At 47.1% G+C, this 16,158-nt stretch carries 12 protein-coding genes; 5 read left to right on the top strand and 7 right to left on the bottom strand.

All coding sequences use genetic code 11. The features are described 5' to 3' along the window. Positions 1-6 precede the first annotated feature (6 nt). The 5 genes from pepT to B2089_RS04570 all read right to left on the bottom strand — a co-directional run bounded on the left by pepT (position 7) and on the right by B2089_RS04570 (position 7,064). Entirely contained in the window at positions 7-1,245 is a 1,239-nt protein-coding gene (gene pepT, locus B2089_RS04550) for a peptidase T (RefSeq protein ID WP_296321781.1), read from the bottom strand. 20 nt (positions 1,246-1,265) lie between these two features. After that, positions 1,266-3,368, bottom strand: a complete 2,103-nt coding sequence (locus B2089_RS04555; protein WP_296321783.1) for a cation:proton antiporter — start codon at positions 3,366-3,368, stop codon at positions 1,266-1,268. A 102-nt stretch (positions 3,369-3,470) separates the two neighbouring features. Further along, the gene (locus B2089_RS04560; protein WP_296321786.1) at positions 3,471-4,478 is read right to left on the bottom strand and encodes an ABC transporter ATP-binding protein; all 1,008 of its coding nucleotides are present in this window, start codon (positions 4,476-4,478) and stop codon (positions 3,471-3,473) included. Next, positions 4,471-6,081: an ABC transporter permease gene (locus B2089_RS04565; protein ID WP_296321788.1), complete on the bottom strand. Its 1,611-nt coding sequence runs from the start codon at positions 6,079-6,081 to the stop codon at positions 4,471-4,473. Before B2089_RS04565 ends, B2089_RS04560 begins: the two co-directional genes overlap by 8 nt. Further along, positions 6,060-7,064: an ABC transporter substrate-binding protein gene (locus B2089_RS04570; protein WP_296321790.1), complete on the bottom strand. Its 1,005-nt coding sequence runs from the start codon at positions 7,062-7,064 to the stop codon at positions 6,060-6,062. The genes B2089_RS04565 and B2089_RS04570 overlap by 22 nt, the downstream gene beginning before the upstream one ends. A 158-nt stretch (positions 7,065-7,222) precedes the next feature. Between B2089_RS04570 and era the strand changes: the two genes are divergently transcribed. Both era and B2089_RS04580 read left to right on the top strand, forming a co-directional pair. Further along, on the top strand, positions 7,223-8,188 hold the full coding sequence (era, locus tag B2089_RS04575; protein ID WP_296321793.1) for a GTPase Era: 966 nt from the start codon (positions 7,223-7,225) through the stop codon (positions 8,186-8,188). Between the two features lie 13 nt (positions 8,189-8,201). Then, entirely contained in the window at positions 8,202-9,056 is an 855-nt protein-coding gene (locus B2089_RS04580; RefSeq protein ID WP_296321794.1) for a patatin-like phospholipase family protein, read from the top strand. Here the strand turns inward: B2089_RS04580 and rpiA are convergent. Both rpiA and B2089_RS04590 read right to left on the bottom strand, forming a co-directional pair. Next, positions 9,046-9,768, bottom strand: a complete 723-nt coding sequence (rpiA, locus tag B2089_RS04585) for a ribose-5-phosphate isomerase RpiA (RefSeq protein WP_296321796.1) — start codon at positions 9,766-9,768, stop codon at positions 9,046-9,048. The two genes, B2089_RS04580 and rpiA, sit on opposite strands and share 11 nt — an antisense overlap. A 9-nt stretch (positions 9,769-9,777) precedes the next feature. Then, entirely contained in the window at positions 9,778-11,268 is a 1,491-nt protein-coding gene (locus B2089_RS04590; protein ID WP_296321798.1) for a type I 3-dehydroquinate dehydratase, read from the bottom strand. A gap of 218 nt (positions 11,269-11,486) precedes the next feature. On the opposite strand from B2089_RS04590, the gene B2089_RS04595 reads away from it, so the two are divergent. The 3 genes from B2089_RS04595 to B2089_RS04605 all read left to right on the top strand — a co-directional run bounded on the left by B2089_RS04595 (position 11,487) and on the right by B2089_RS04605 (position 15,937). Next, the gene (locus B2089_RS04595) at positions 11,487-12,968 is read left to right on the top strand and encodes a chorismate-binding protein (RefSeq protein WP_296321801.1); all 1,482 of its coding nucleotides are present in this window, start codon (positions 11,487-11,489) and stop codon (positions 12,966-12,968) included. Beyond that, positions 12,965-14,590, top strand: coding sequence for a bifunctional anthranilate synthase component II/anthranilate phosphoribosyltransferase (locus tag B2089_RS04600; protein ID WP_296686139.1), 1,626 nt, complete (start codon positions 12,965-12,967; stop codon positions 14,588-14,590). The genes B2089_RS04595 and B2089_RS04600 overlap by 4 nt, the downstream gene beginning before the upstream one ends. 81 nt (positions 14,591-14,671) lie before the next feature. Next, positions 14,672-15,937 carry an integron integrase gene (locus B2089_RS04605; protein ID WP_296322592.1) on the top strand — a complete coding sequence of 422 codons (1,266 nt, stop codon included), beginning with the start codon at positions 14,672-14,674 and terminating at the stop codon, positions 15,935-15,937. Positions 15,938-16,158 lie beyond the last annotated feature (221 nt).

Consider the following 16,158-nt stretch of genomic DNA (forward strand, 5'->3'; position numbering starts at 1 on the left):
TCCTTTTTATTTATTTCGACATAAGTATATCAAAACTTCTGCTGCTTTAGTCATTTGCTCCAGACTTGCCCATTCTGTCCGTGAATGGTAATTGTGGCCGCCGGTGAAGATGTTGGGTGTGGGGATTCCCATTTCCGTAAGGCGGGAGCCGTCCGTGCCGCCGCGAATTGGCGTAAAGACAGGCTCCACGCCAGCCGCCTTGTATGAGGCGACCAGTTTTTCGATTACATCAGGCCGCTTTTCAAAGCCCTTTTTCATGTTAAGGTATTGCTGAGTGTGGGTGACCTTTGCCTTTCCGCCGAAAGATTCCGCCGTGGAAAGGGCAAGGCTTTCTACCAGAGATTTTCGATTTTCCATTCCTGCTTCTTCAAAATCCCGCAAAAAGAGAGTGACTTTCGCCCTTTCGATTGAGCCTTCAATGTTCATGGGGGCGTAAAATCCCTCGTAGCCCATAGTGGTTTCGGGAGCTTGCTGCCGTGGAAGATTTGTGACGAAATTTGAAGCCATGGTGATTGCGTTTACCAGCTTTCCCCTAGCAGTGCCAGTGTGGGTTGAGACTCCCGTGAATTCAATTTCGCTTTTAAAGGCATTAAAGCATTCGGTTTCAAGCTCGCCGATATGGCCGCCGTCAACGGTGTAGGCGTATTTCGACTTGATGAGATTAAGTGGAACATTGTCCATGCCGTGACCGGTCTCTTCGTCTGGAGAAAAGCAGACTTCAATCTGACCGTGAGGAATCTTTTTTTGCACGAGATATTCCAGTGCCGTCATGATTTCGGCTACCCCGGCCTTGTCGTCTGCTCCCAAAAGGGTGTTTCCGTCGCTGGTGATTATTGTCTCGTGATTTTTTGCGGCAAGGGCAAGGGCGGAATCATTTTCGGGATTTAGGATATGACCAAAAGCCAAAGTGATTTTTGAGCCGTCGTAATTCTTGTGAATCTGAGGATTTACATGCTGGCCGCTGACTTCCTCAACGGTGTCGATGTGGGCGAGCAGACAGAAAGGCTCTTCTTTACAGCCAGCCGTGGCGGGAAGTAGAGCGTAGACATAGCATTTTTCTGTGACCTGAACATTTTCTAAGCCCAGTGATTTTAATTCTGATTCCAAAAGATGCGCCAAATCAAACTGGCGGTCAGTGGACGGCTGGACTCCAGAATCAGCAGAAGCGGAATCCGAAGTCGTCCAAATCTGAACATAGCGTAAAAATCGCTCCAAAAGCGGTGATTGTAATTCCCCTGTACCCATGAGGAAATTATATCAGAAAGCTAAAGCTTTTTCGAGTCTTTAAGGACATCAATCACGCCCTCTGGAGTTTTTGCTTGCAGAAGGGCAGTCCGTATTTCTTCGTGCATAAGGGCGCCGCTAAAGGCCGCCATTGCCCGCATAAGTGGATTTGCGCCGTTAATCGGAGAAACCAGCATGACGAAAATTTGCGCAGGCTTTCCGTCCATGGAGTTGAAATCCACGCCGTCCGCTTTGATTCCGATGGCAACGCAGGTTTCTTTTACGCCGTCTGTTTTGGCGTGGGGGATGGCGATTCCTTTTTCAAGGCCAGTGCTCATTGATTTTTCTCTTTCCATGAGGGAAAGTTTGACCATCTCGCGGTTTTTCACATTTCCCGACTGGCAGAGCAGGGTGAGCAGTTCTTCAAAAATTTCTTCTTTTGTGTTTCCTTTGAGATTGACGGAAATGCAGGCTGGATTGAGGTAGCGCGTAATGGAATTTGTAACGCGGTTTTCGGGACTTGCAAAGCCGTACTGAAGGGAAGCCGTATTTTTAAGGGCAGAAAGTGACTGCATGGATTTATTCAGCCGCAGCATGATTTCGTAAAGCTCTCCCTTGACGAAGCCCATGTCCTTTTCATCAGTTTCGATAATAAGTTTGGTGTCTTCTTCACGGAGAGAAATTGCCGTGTCGCCCCGGCGGGCAGTGCAGATTCCGTCGGTGATATTCATCATCTGAACATAAAAACCTTCCGCCCGCAAGTCCCGGTGCAGAATATCCATGACCAGATGGGTAAGTTCCTGATTTTTAAAATCCCATTCAAAAATCTGACTTTCTGATGAAGCGACCTCTTTTTTGGTTCCCCGGCCTTTGATTGAAAGGGAGACATTGAGGATTGGCGGAGCGACGAGGGTGGTCACAAGGGTCATCAAAATCACAACGCCGAACAAATCCTGATTAACGATAGGAAGCCCGGATGCATCTTTTGCCGTAAGACCGATTCCTGCGATGATGAGGGCGACTTCTCCACGGGGAATCATGCCCGATCCGATTCTAAATCCGCCTTTGATGTTGAAACCTAAGCCCAAAGCCGGAAGACCGCAGCCCAAGAGCTTTGAAAAGACAGCAAGAAGAGTGTAAATTCCGCCGCAAATCAGGACATTTCGGCTGAAAAGTTTGGTGATGTCCACGCTCATGCCTGTTACCGCAAAGAAAATCGGAACGAAGAATTTGTAGAGGGAGTGGATTTTTTCCTGAATAACCGGGGCAATGTCCGTGCCAGAAAGAGCGAGACCTGTGGTGTAGGCTCCGATAATCATGGCTATGCTTTCTTTTTCAAAAAATCCCGCAAGAAGGAAGGCAACGCCCAGGGCCGCGATTGAAAAATCCGTAGCCCCGCCGAATAAACGGACAAAGCGGGCGATTTTTTTTGAAAGAAGGATGAAAACGACCGTTGCCACAAGCCAGATTCCGAAGGCTTTGAGAGCAATCAGTCCGATTTTTCCGCCAGAAAGAGCTGCCCCGCTTCCCAGAGCCGATACGATTCCCATGACAACGGCGAGAAGGACGATTCCCAAAACATCATCGAAGACCGCCGCCGCAAGGATTGTGACTCCCTCCGGGGAATCCATTTTCTTTTTGTCAGAGAGAATGCGGGCGGTGATTCCCACGGAAGTCGCAGTAGACATGATTCCCAAAAAAAGACATTTTATGTCAAAAAGACCTGAGCATTCGATTTCCAAAACCGGAAGAATGAGCATGGCACAGCCCGCACCAAAGAAGAAGGAGACGACGACTCCGCCCAAGCCGATGATTCCGCCTGAAACCGAATATTTGATGAAAAGAGAAAGGTCTGTTTCCAGGCCGGAAGAAAAAAGCAGAATAATAGAGGCAATCTGTGAGAAAGCGTACAATTCCGGGGAGACTGCTCCTGCCAAAGACTCTGTTACGCCGAAAAGACCGTGGGGAAAGCCTGGAAGAGAAAGACCGCCCAAGGCAAAAGGCCCGATTATGATGCCGGAAATAAGCTCTCCCAATACAGAGGGGATTCCCACGCGAGATGCCAGTTTTCCGAAAATCCGTGCGGCAAAGATGATGACAGCGAGCTGAAAAACAAGATTCGTGATGATTTCTGTAATATCCATAGTAATTGATTATACTATCAGATTTTTGAAAATGATGTAATACTTTTGAATATTTTTGGGAAATTTTGCAAAGTTTGCGCTTTGGTTGAAGAGGAATGAATTTTATTCGTCTGCCATTTCCCAGAATTTCTTCGCGGCAAGAATGATTCTGTCGCCGATTCTCACATTTTCGCAGGAAATCGTGTCAAAATCCGCGGTGATGATTTCTTTTTCGCTGCTGCTGTCGCTCTGAATCACGAAACGGCTTTTGCTTCCCAAAAATTCCTCGGACAAGACCGTGCCTGAAAGCAGGATTTTGTCGGCTGGCAGGAGATTTTTTTCGTAGGCGGGAGACTGGGGCGCGATTTCAAACCATTCCGGGCGAATCATAAGCTTTTTCGCTCCCTTTTTTACAAAATTAGCCTTTCCCACGAAGTCGGCTACAAAAGAATTTTCCGGCTCAAAATAAATTTCTTTAGGGCTTCCTTCCTGAAGTAGTCTGCCGTTATCAATGACAGCAATTTTTGTAGAAAGGGAGAGAGCTTCTTCCTGATCGTGAGTGACATAAACTGTAGTGATTTTAAGCTTCTGCTGGATTTCTTTAAGTTCCTCACGGACTTTTGTGCGGAGTTTAGTGTCTAGAGAGGAAAGAGGCTCGTCCATGAGAAGAATTTTTGGCTTTAAAACAAGGGCCCGGGCAAGGGCGACCCTCTGCTGCTGTCCGCCGGAAAGCTCATTGGGAAAGCGGGCCAGCAAATCTTCGATGCCGAGAGCCTTGGCGATTTCAGAAATCTTGCTTTCAATTTCAGATTTTGAGAATTTCTGGATTTTAAGGCCGTAAGCGATATTCTGAGAGACTGAAAGATGGGGAAAAAGGGCGTAATCCTGAAAAACCATGCCGACTTTTCGCTCGTTCACTTCGATTCCAGCCTGATTCACGCCGTCAATGAGGATTTCGCCTGAATAAGGCTCCAAAAATCCCGAAATGAGGCGCAGGAGAGTGGTTTTTCCGCAACCGCTGGGCCCTAAAAGCGTGGTGAAGCTGCCTTCTTCCACGGTGAGGGAAAGATTGTCGATTGCGAGACTGTTTCCGAATGAGAAAGAAATGTTTTTCAGTTCAAGTTTAGTCATTTTTTTCACCCTTTTTTGATTCTAACATTTTGCCGGCTGCCTTTCCAATCAAGAGGACAGAGAATGTGAGTGCCGTAAGGATTGTGGCCAAAGCGGCTGATTTTCCCCATTCACCCTGCTCAGCCAGATTGAGGATTTTGATTGAAGCGAGGGGCGTGTTGAAAGAAACGAGGAAGATAACCGCGCTGATTGTTCCCACTCCGCGGACAAAATCGTAAATAAAAGAAGAGAAAATGCCGCCGCTGCTTAAAGGAGCCAAAATCGTCGTGAGAACTTGTATTTTGTCTGCTCCCAGCGAGCGCGCCCCGTCGTCCAGACTGTTTTTTATCTGAGAAAAGACCGTGCTGATAATCCTGTAAGAAAATGGCATGAAGCCTACGGTCATGGCGATGACAATCATGAGGGCTGAAAAGTGAATGTTCAGCCGGTTTGAAGCCAGTGAAAATGCGAGACCGAAAAGAGAGCCTGGAACTGCCGCCGGAATCTGGGCGCAGATGTCCAGGTATTTTTTCCAGGGCAGGCTTGTCCGCGAGACAAAAAATGTGATTAAAAGGGCCAGAGTCGTGCTGAAAAGGGCTGCGACAAAGGCGAAGAAAATTGAATTCCGCAATTCGACGCCGTATTTTCCAATCATTTTAATATGGTCGAGGGTAAAAGCCGTGTTGATTCCCCAGATTTTTTGGAAAGCGCCTGCGAGAATAGCGATGAACTGGGCCAGAACCAAAAGTGAAATGACTGAGCAGAAAAGAGTGAGGAAAATCTTTGTGGCGGGCGAAGATTTTTTTTCTGGCAGGGGGCTTCCTTTTTGCCCTATGGTGGCGAATTTTGCCTCCTGTTTTTTCATGAAACGGTTTTGAAGAATAAATAAAATCACCGATGGAATGACAAGAATGATTCCAAGGACGGCACTTGTTCCCGCGCTGACCCAGCCTGTAAGCTGAGTGTAGACTTCAACGGCAAGAACGCGGAATCTGCCTGCCACAATCATGGGGTTTCCGAAATCACTTAAAACCGACACGGCGATAAAAAGGGCGGCGGAAAGAATGCCGTTGGCGCAAAGGGGAATTGTAACGGTGAGGGCAATGCGGGCTTTTGAGGCGCCCATAGCCCTTGCCGCCTGCTCCAGAGAAGGATTGATTCGTCTGAGAACCTGGGCGCACATCAAGAAAGAAATCGGGAAAAAGCAGAGAACCTGAGCGATTAAAAGCCCCCAGAATCCGTAGAGACTTACATCCAGTCCCAGAAGAGTCTTGGTGAAAAATCCCTGACGGCCGAAAAGAAGGATAAAGGAAAGACCGCCGACAAAAGGCGGAGTCATCAAGTGAAGAATCGGAATGAAGCCGAAGATTTTTTTGAAAGGAATGTCGGCTTTCACCACGGCATAGGCGAAAATGTAGCCCACGAGAACGGAAAGCAGGGTGGAAGAGACGCACTCCAAAAGCGTATTGAGCATAGCCCTGTGCCAGACGCTAGAAGAAAGCACCGAGAAAAAATCCCTGAGCTTTGGAGTGAGCAAGACTGAGAGAAGAGGAAAGACCACGCAGGCCGTGACCATAAAGATCACGGCGAAATAGAGGATTTTTATTTTACTGATTTTACCCATTTGTCCAGAACTTCCGATTTTTGAGCGGATGCTTTCTGCACATCGTAGTCGATTAAATCGATTTCAGAAATCGCGATTCCGCCGTCAGGGCCTTTTGCCTCTGGATTTACAGGAGTTGTGTAAGTGATTGAACTCATGAGACTCTGTGCCTCTGGCGAAAGAATGAAATCCACGAATTTTTTTGCCGCAGGAAGATTTTTTGCGTTTTTCATGATTGAAACGCAGTCTATGTCACCCACGGACTGGGGAGGAGCAATAGGGCGGACATTGAAGCCCTGGGCGTTGTATTTTGAGAGGGCGTGAAGATATGAGACACCTATTGCATATTCGCCGCTTCCCAAAAGTTTTGCAGGAGCACTGCCTGAATCAGGGAATTGGCCGACATTTTTCGTGAGGGAAAGAAGATATTCCCAGCCTTTTTCATCGCCCAGACGCTGCAGCTGATTCTGGACGAAAAGATAACCTGTGCTTGAGGCCGCCGGATTTGTCATGACGATTTCGCCTTTGAAAGCAGGGTTGAGCAAATCTTCCCATGTTGCAGGAAGAGGCGTGCCGGGGAATTTTTCGGCAAAGCGTTTTTCGTTTACGCCGATTCCCAGGGTAAGGACGCAGAATCCTGTCCAGGTGTTGTCAGAAGAGACAGCATAAGCCGGAAGATTTTTTGCCAGCGGCGAGATATAGCTTTCAAGAGCCCCTTCTTTTGCCGCCTGAATGTGATAGCTTGAAGCCCCTCCCAGAAGAATATCTGACAAGGGGTTTTCTTTTTCTGCAATGACGCGATTTACCAGTTCGCCTGTTGTTGCTCGAAGGTAATCTACTGGAATTCCAGTTTTTTCGGTGAAAAGCTTAGTGAGCGCCTCTGTTTCTTCGTCATGGATGATGGAATAAACTTTCAAATTCTGAACCTGTTTTTTCTGGCAGCCAAAAAATGAAAACGAAATGATGGCAAGAGCCACCGACACGATGGTAATGTTTTTTTTCATACGCACCTCTGATTTTTTTGATGTTGCGAGTATAGAATTTTATTGAATATATGAGAATAGCCAAAATTGATAAATTTTTATAATACCAGATTTTTCCTTTGTCAGTAAGTAAGAATGCAACCCTTTAAAAAAGAACAGATTTCCATTAGACTGAATATATGAATCAGAATATTGAAGAAAAGAAGGAACCTAAATTGAATGACGAAGCGGGCGGAAATGCCCCCCAGCAGCCGCCTGTAGGCGAAAAAACTGCCCTTGTCACGATTATTGGTCGTCCTTCAGCCGGAAAATCCACTTTTTTGAATACGGCGGCGGGAGAGCCTGTCTCAATAGTAAGCGCAATGCCTCAGACCACGCGGAATGCAATCCGTGGCATCGTAAATACGTCTCTCGGTCAGCTCGTTTTTGTTGATACTCCTGGCTATCACGATTCAGAAAAGAAAATGAACCTTCGCATGAGGAATATCGTCGCAGACCAGATTGATTCCAGCGACCTCGTGCTTTACATAATCGATTCAACAAGAAATTGCGCCGAAGAAGAGCGGATGATTGCAGAAATTCTGGAATCTCATCAGGATAAGCTTGTAATCGCACTGAACAAAGTGGATGAAAAAAATCCCTTACTAGTTCATGCACGAAAATTCATAAAGGCTCATTTGCCCCTGGTTCCAGAAAACCGCATTCTTGAAATGTCGGCAAAAAATGATGTTGGAATCAATGAAGTCCTGAAAGCTCTCTACGATATGGCGAAGGTGGCTCCCCACTTGTACACAGACGACGCGTACACAGATCAGGAAGTGGATTTCCGCATTGCAGAGGTAATCCGCGAGCAGGCAATCAACCGTCTTGACCAGGAAGTTCCCCATGCGGTTTACGTGCAGATTGCCGATTTGGAGATGCGTTCTCCTACAAAAATGTGGTGCCGCGCCTTCCTTTGCGTCGAAAAGGAGAGTCAGAAAGGAATCGTCATCGGAAAAGGTGCCCAGATGATTAAGACAATACGCGTGGAAAGCATAAAAGCTCTTCGAAAGATTTTTGACTACAAAATTGATTTGGACTTGCAGGTTAAAGTCGATAAGAACTGGCGGCAGAGGGATGCGACGCTGAATAAACTCTTAAAATAGGAATAGTATTGGAATGAAAAAAGGACTTGTAATGGAAGGCGGAGCCATGCGGGGAATGTTTACCGCTGGTGTCTGCGATGTTCTTCTTGAAAACGGAATTTCTTTTGACGGAGCGATTGGCGTTTCTGCGGGGGCGACTTTTGGCTGTAATTTTAAGTCGAAGCAGATTGGGCGGGCTATCCGCTACAACAAGCGCTTTTCTCACGACTGGCGATATTGCTCTTTCCGCTCCCTTCTTTTGACGGGCAATCTTTACGGCGCGGATTTTTGCTACAATGTCCTTCCCAATAAACTTGATTTGTTTGATTATGAAACTTACCGCTCAAATCCCCTTGCCTTTTACGCGGTGGTTTCCGATTGCAAGACTGGAAAACCGATTTACAAAGAGCTTAAAACTTGTGACGAATCTGATTTGACCTGGATGCGGGCAAGTGCCAGTATGCCGCTCGTTTCCCGCGTGGTAAAAATTGACGGCTACGAGCTTTTGGACGGCGGCATGACCGATTCAATTCCCCTAAAGGCTTTTGAGGAAATGGGCTACGAAAAGAACCTTGTGATTCTCACCCAGCCTAAGTGTTTTGTAAAAGAGCCTTCTTCTGCCCTTAAATTTATGAAATTCTCTCTCCGAAAATACCCAAGGCTTTTTGATGCCATGCTCCACCGCCACGAAATGTATAACAGCCAGAAAGAATATGTCTTCGCTCAGGAAGCGGCGGGAAAAGCCATGGTTATCTGCCCGTCGGAATCTTTGGGGATCAGCCGGACAGAGAATAATCCCGACGAACTCCAGCGGGTCTATGACTTAGGCCGCCTTGCGGCTCAGGAAAAGTTGCCAAGAATCAGGGAATTTCTGATTCCTAATTCCTGATTTCCACGCTTCCGTCTGAGTGTGCGATGAATGCCGTTGGACGGAGTTTTGTAAAAAATCCCACTTCAACCACGCCCACGATTTTTGCGATTTTTTCTTCCATTTCGGCGGGATTTACAGGACTTTCCCATGTGCAGTCAAGAATCTGATTTCCGTTGTCAGTGATGACAGGCCCGCATTTTCGCACGCCTTCACGGAGGACGCATTTTGCCCCCATTTTGTTCAGTTCTTTTTCCACTGAACGGCGGGCACCACCGATGATTTCAACAGGAAGAGGAAATTTTGTTCCCATGTTTGCGACTGATTTTGATTCGTCAGCCACGATTGCGTAAGATTTTGAATTGTAAGCGACGATTTTTTCCAGCAAAAGAGCCGCTCCGCCGCCTTTAATCAAATTGTTTTCCGGGTCGATTTCGTCAGCACCGTCAATGGCAAGGTCAAGTTCGCCGTCAATTGCCCGGTCGTTGAGTGTGTAAACAGGTATGCCTAAATCCTTGCAGTAATTTTCTGTCTGAAAGCTGGTAACGACAGCCTTTATGTCCTTCAAAGTTCCGTCTTCGATTCGTTCTGAAAGTCTTTTTACGGCAGGAAGAGCCGTGCTGCCGGTTCCCAGGCCGATTTTCATACAAGAGAAGATTTTTTTCTGCTCAATGAGCGTGTCGATTGCGGTTTTTGCCGCCAGAACTTTCTGTTCGTCTTTTGTGATTGCCATATTTTCCTCTTATTTTGCTGTTTTGAATAATCTGAATTGTTCTTCGCCCTGATATTCAAGCATGGTGAAGCCGTTCTGGGTTTTGCAGCCGGATTTTGCGGCTCTGGCCATGATTGGCGTGATTTCGGGCTTGTAAATTATGTCGTAGAGAAGTTCTTCACCCGAAAAGTCATAGAACCAAAGCGGGTCGGTCTCTTCGTTTGATTCGCCGGTCATGCCCATGCCTTTTGAAGTGGTCTGGACGATGATTTCTGAATATTCCCGCAGGATTTCGATTGACTCCATTCCCAATGAGGCGTATTTGAAGCCAAATCGTTCCGCCAGCATCTTCGCTTTTGTGAGCGTTCTGTTGAAGACGCAGGCTTTACCGCCCAATTCCTTAATGGCGTAGGCGATTGCTTTTGCTGCACCGCCCGCACCGATAATGGCGACCTTTTTCTTTTTGAGATTTTTGAGGCCGGTAAATTCGCAGAGGGCTTTTGAAAATCCAGTGCAATCCGTGTTGTAACCGGCCCAGATTCCGTCTTCGCTTATGACCGTGTTGCAGGCTCCGATTTCAGCGACTTTTTTGTCGGTTTTCTGCAAGTGCTTGATTATATCTTCTTTGTGGGGAATCGTGACCGAAAATCCCTTGATGTCGAGAGTGCTTGCAAATTCAAAGGCTTCGCTGGCTTTTTCGGCCTTGAAGGGGATGTAAACGGCGTTCATTTTTTCTTTTTTGAAATTCGTGTTGTGAAGGGCAGGACTTGAAGTGTATTTGAGAGGATAGCCCGTGATTCCGAAAACCATTGTTTTTTCGTCAAGTTCGTGGAAGTGATAGATTTCTTCAAGAGTTTTCGGGTCAGTGTGACCTATGTCAGAAAGAGCAAGTTCCAAATCTTCCGGGGAAGTGTAACTCAAATATGACTGGAATTTTCCCGCGAGGATTCTTGTGGGTAATCCAAGAGTTCCCATTGCGCAGACAATCTGGTCAGAGTTTTTAAACTGCTGCATTTCGGTGTAGAGTTTTGTGACATCAGAAAGAGAATGTGGCATGAAAGCGATTTTTGGAATCTCGTAGCGGGAAACTCGCATCTGGCGGAGCTTTTCTGCCACGCTGGGAAGAGGATTTTTCATGTCATGGAAGGAACGAATGATTTTGGTTCCGTAAGCCAAAGCTGCGTCCTGCAGAGAAGAAATGTGAAAGTCTTCCTCAAAATCGACATAAGCGAAATTCTTGCTGGAATCCTCGCTGGCAAAGGCAAGGGCGCGGGCAAAAAGCATGGATCGAGCCGCCTCTCCCTCAGAAAATTGCCCGCCGTCAACAGTTCGTCGAATCGTAAGGATACAGGGCAAGCCAGCCTTAGAAGGAAAGTCACGGATAGCGAGTCGCTCATCGTCGGCAAGCAAATCAACTCGCAATTCAACTAAATCAATGTAATGACGGTATTTTTCGATAAGGGCAAGGTCTTCTGCCACCGTAGGCGCGGTAAGGCACAAACAAATCAAAGGTTTTGACATGGCTAAATTATAGCGGAATTTTCAGGGCGCAATCAACTGCAAGCTAGCCTCAGAAAAATCTATGATTTTTTTGTTTTGTTTCTATTGACAGTAACACAACTTCATGTTACTGTTTCTTTAGATAGTAACACAGGGGCGTTGCGGGGACTCCCGCAGAGGGGGTAGCGTAAAAGCAACGCTTTGGAGCGAGGGGGAGACTTCCCCCTTTGGAGGATTTTATGAGCAGAACAGATTCACTTTATTTTTCACTGCCCTGCGACCGCTACACGCCGCTTTCTTTGGCGCGGAAAATCGGGGCTACGGCAATTTTGGAGAGCGCCAGCTTTGCCAGGGGAAAGGAACGCTATTCAATTCTTTTGCTGGAACCGGCATTTCACATCGTGCAGGACGAAGAGGGGGTCGCATTCCTGATTGACGGCCGCCGCCTGCCTTACAAGGAAAAAAATACCACGGGTGAGACCATTGCTCCGGGAAGCCGGGTCTTGCATGAGCCTGATATCCTTGACGCCCTTTTGTATGTTGCCCGACAGAATGATATGAGCGTCGTTCATAACGAGGACGGCTCTGAAAGCCCGAATGCAATTCCTGTTCCGACCAGCGGCCTGGGCTATTTAAGCTACGAATTTTCTGCCCGCTGTGACACAATCATGCTTGCCCCCCAGACTGACGAGCTTCATATCCCTGAAAGTGAATTTGTGGCCGGTCACATCTATGTGGTTTTTGATCACTTTACCGAAAAGCTCCATGTTTTTGCCCTGAATTATAACGAACATCAGATTGATTTGGATAAGGCTGTCTCTGACTTAAAAAAACGCCTGGGCGATATGGATTTCTCTTATCTTTCGGCTCCTGAAGAGCCTTGCCCTGTACGCACGATTACGAATCTTGAGCAGAGCGAGCGGGAATATAAGGAAAAAGTCGAGGCAATTAAAAAGGAAATCATCGCGGGAAATCTTTTGCAGGCAGTTCCAAGCCGAAGGTTGCAGCTTGAGTGCGACAATTCTGCTTTGGAGATTTACCGAAGGCTGCGCGCCGTGAACCCCAGCCCTTATCTTTTTTACATAGATTTTGGCGAGAGACAGCTGATTGGCTCAAGCCCTGAAAGTCTGGTGCGAGTGCGCGATGGTGTGGCTTCAATCAGGCCGATTGCAGGAACCCGCCGCCGCGGAAAAAATTCCGCCGAGGACGAGGCTTTGAAAACCGAGCTTTTGAATGACGGCAAGGAGAGGGCAGAGCACCTTATGCTGGTGGATCTGGCACGGAACGATTTAGGGCGGGTCTGCACAAACGGAAGCGTGGAAGTTGCCCGATTTATGGATGTGGAACTTTTCAGCCATGTAATGCACATCGTCTCTGATGTTCAGGGAAAGGTAAATCCTGCTTACAAGGCGATTCAGGTTTTACGGGCTGCCTTTCCGGCCGGAACGGTCTCCGGGGCACCAAAAATCAGCGCAATTCAGATTTTAAGCCGAATCGAAAAAGTAAAGCGCCGTTTCTACGCGGGTGCCGTGGGCTACATTCAGTCAAACGGCGATTTGGATTTCTGTATCGCAATCCGCTGTGCCTTAAAGCAGGGAAAAGTCTGGAGCCTTCAGGCTGGCGGCGGAATCGTCTACGACAGTAACGCCGACCGCGAGTGGGAAGAGACAAATGAGAAGCTTGGCGCCTTGAGAAGCGTATTTGAAGGAGGAAAGAAATGATTGCATTTATCGATAACAAAGACAGTTTTACATTCAATATCGTTCAGAGTTTGGAGCGGGTTTCTGGCAGCAAGGTTTGCGTTTTCCGCTCGGAGGAAGCCAGCATAGCTGACATTGAGGCGGCAAAGCCCAGTCACATCGTGGTGGGGCCGGGGCCAGGAACTCCAGCCGAAGCAGGCATTTCTATAGAAGCAATCCGCCATTTTGCCGGAAAAGTACCCATTCTTGGTATCTGTTTGGGCCACCAGGCGATAGGGGCTGCTTTCGGGGCAAAAATCGTGGGTGCAAAATACATCCGCCACGGAATCGTCGAGGAAATCAAGACTGACGGCCGGGGAATTTTCCGCACAATCGGACTTAAAGGCTCTTTCACCCGCTATCATTCCCTCGTGGTTGACGAAAGCTCTTTGCCTGAAGAATTTGAAGTCTCTGCCAGGGCAAAAGACGGAGATGTCATGGGAATCCGCCACAAAAAGCTTGTGATTGAGGGCGTTCAGTTTCATCCAGAATCAATCGCCTCAGAAAAAGGTGACGCTCTTTTCAAGGCCTTCCTCAACTACAGCCGCGAGAACATTTCCCATGTTTTGATTTTGAATCAGCTCATTGACAAAAAAGAGCCTCTTTCCAGGGAGCAGACGGCAAGTTTCATCGGAGAACTGACTGACGGCACAATGGACGAAAAAATCGCCTCGTCTGTGCTCACGGCTATGGCAAGCCGGGGACTTCCCACCGCAGAAGAAATGGGAGGGGCGGCTGAGGTCATGCTCAAAAAGAAGACAAAATTCCCGCTGGAAAACCACGGACTGGCCGAAATCGTGGGAACTGGCGGCGACGGAAAGGGCAGCTTCAATATTTCTTCGATGTCGGCTCTCGTGGCTTCAAGCTGCGGTCAGGTAATGGCAAAGCACGGAAACAGGGCTGTCTCCTCAAAATCTGGAGCCGCGGATTTCTTCGAGGCTCTGGGAATCAACATCATGGCAAAGCCTGAAAAGACGGCCGAGCTTATCAAAAAAACAGGTTTCGGTTTTTTAATGGCTCCGGTCTATCACTCGGCAATGCGTTTTGCGGCTCCCATCCGAAAGGCCCTTGGAATCAAGACGATTTTCAACGTGCTCGGTCCCCTTTTGAATCCTGCCAACGCTGAGTACGAAGTTCTGGGAGTTTATTCAAAGGAACTTCTCAAAGATTACGCCCATGCCGCAAAATCTCTGGGAGCGAAGAGGGTCATGGTGGTCAATTCTGAGGACGGCTACGATGAGATTTCCCCATGTGCCCTCACGAATGTCTATCAGATTGACGAAAAGGGAAATGAAAATCAGTATGTGATTGACCCGAAAAACTTCGGAATCACCGACGCTGACGAAAACGAACTTTACGGCGGAAACGGAAGCGATAACGCCAAGCTGGCCATGGAAGTCCTGAACGGAGCTGGCCGTAAGACAATCCGCTATGCCGTGGGTCTGAACGCCGGGGCAGTGCTTTATCTTTGCGGAAAGACTCGAACCTTAAAAGACGGCTACAACATGGCTCTTGAGGCAATCGATTCAGGAAAGACACTGGCAAAGCTCAAGGAGATACAAACTGTGAGCGAGCAACTGAATGCGCAAGAGGAAGTTGCATAAAAGCAACGAACCGAAAATCCACGGAATGATTTTCGGTTCGAAAAATTGCCGCTTTCCATAGAAAATCGTTATATTTTAGATATGACAATTAATATATGCTCTCGCGAAGCAAACACAATCAGCATTCGATTTGACGGCGGTTTTACCCAGGATATGCTCAATGCAGTTCGCTCTGTTCCAGACAGGGCATATAATCCTCTGTGTAAAATCTGGTTGATTCCAAATAATCAGAAGTCACTTGATACTTTTCTTGAAAACATTTATCGAACTGGTGACTTTAATATAGAAGGAACAATAGCAAAAGAACAGGTTTTTCCTCAAAAAAATCCTCTTGAAAAAAAAGCTCCCGAAAGAAAAAATGAGCTCAGACTTTCAAATCGGGAGTCTGATTCACAGGAACTTCAAAAACTCAAGGAAATCCTGGTCACAAAACATTACAGCCAGCGGACAATTGAAAACTATCTTTACTGGGCAAAAAATTTTTTACGAAGCCAGAAAAACCAATCCTTAAATGAAGAAGAACAAATAAACAGTTTTCTGACAGGTCTTGCAGTAAAACAAAATTTAAGCGCCCCGACACAAAATCAGGCACTGGCCGCCCTGCTCTTTTTCTTCCGTTTTGTGCGGAACCAGGACCCGGAAAATTTCAAAAATATAATTCACGCAAAAAACAAACGACACATTCCCTGCGTCCTGAGCAAAGAAGAAGTCCGCGCAGTGATTTCCCGCCTTGAAGGAAGTAAACGCCTCGCCGCCGAAATTTTATACGGAACAGGAATGAGACTTAATGAACTCCTTGGACTTCGAATTCTCGACATTGATTTTGACAGAAACGAAATTATCATCCGATGCGGGAAAGGCGGAAAAGACAGACGAGTTATGCTTCCAAAAAGCCTAATCCAAAAAATAAAAGAGCACATCGTCGATGTAAAACTTCTCCACGAAAAAGACCTTGCCGAAGGCTGGGGAAAAGTGCTCCTTCCGCCAAGCATTTCAAAACGCTCACCTGAGTCAGCAAAAGAATTCCGCTGGCAGTGGCTCTTTCCCCAAAAGAACCGCTGGAAAAACGAAAAGACCGGAGAAGAAGGCCGCCATCATATCGATGAAAGCATTCTGCAGAAAGCCGTAAAAAAAGCAGTTCAGGATGCAGGAATCACAAAAAATGCCAGCTGCCACACCTTCCGCCATTCATTTGCGACCCACCTTTTGGAAAACGGCTACGACATACGCACAGTCCAGGAGCTTTTAGGCCACAGTGATGTAAGGACAACGATGATTTACACACATGTGTTGAGCAAAGGCGCCAGGGAAGTGATAAGCCCTTTGGATGGGATTATGGGAGACTGAAAATGAGGCGCAGAATAGGAAAAAATGTAGGGAAAGGGGAAGGGGGCTTGAGGTGAAAGGGGCATTAAATGGTTTCCGTTTAAATTCTTTGAAAATTGAGGAATTTTGTGATATTATGAAGAAATACCGATGATTCCACTTCGCACATTAAACGGCGATTTTGCAGTGCGGGTGGAATTAAATGGATACGGAGAAAAATTGTTATGTGGACGCCCGCACTG

Source organism: Treponema sp. UBA3813, from assembly GCA_002368605.1.
In the GTDB taxonomy this organism is placed as follows: Bacteria; Spirochaetota; Spirochaetia; order Treponematales; family Treponemataceae; genus Treponema_D.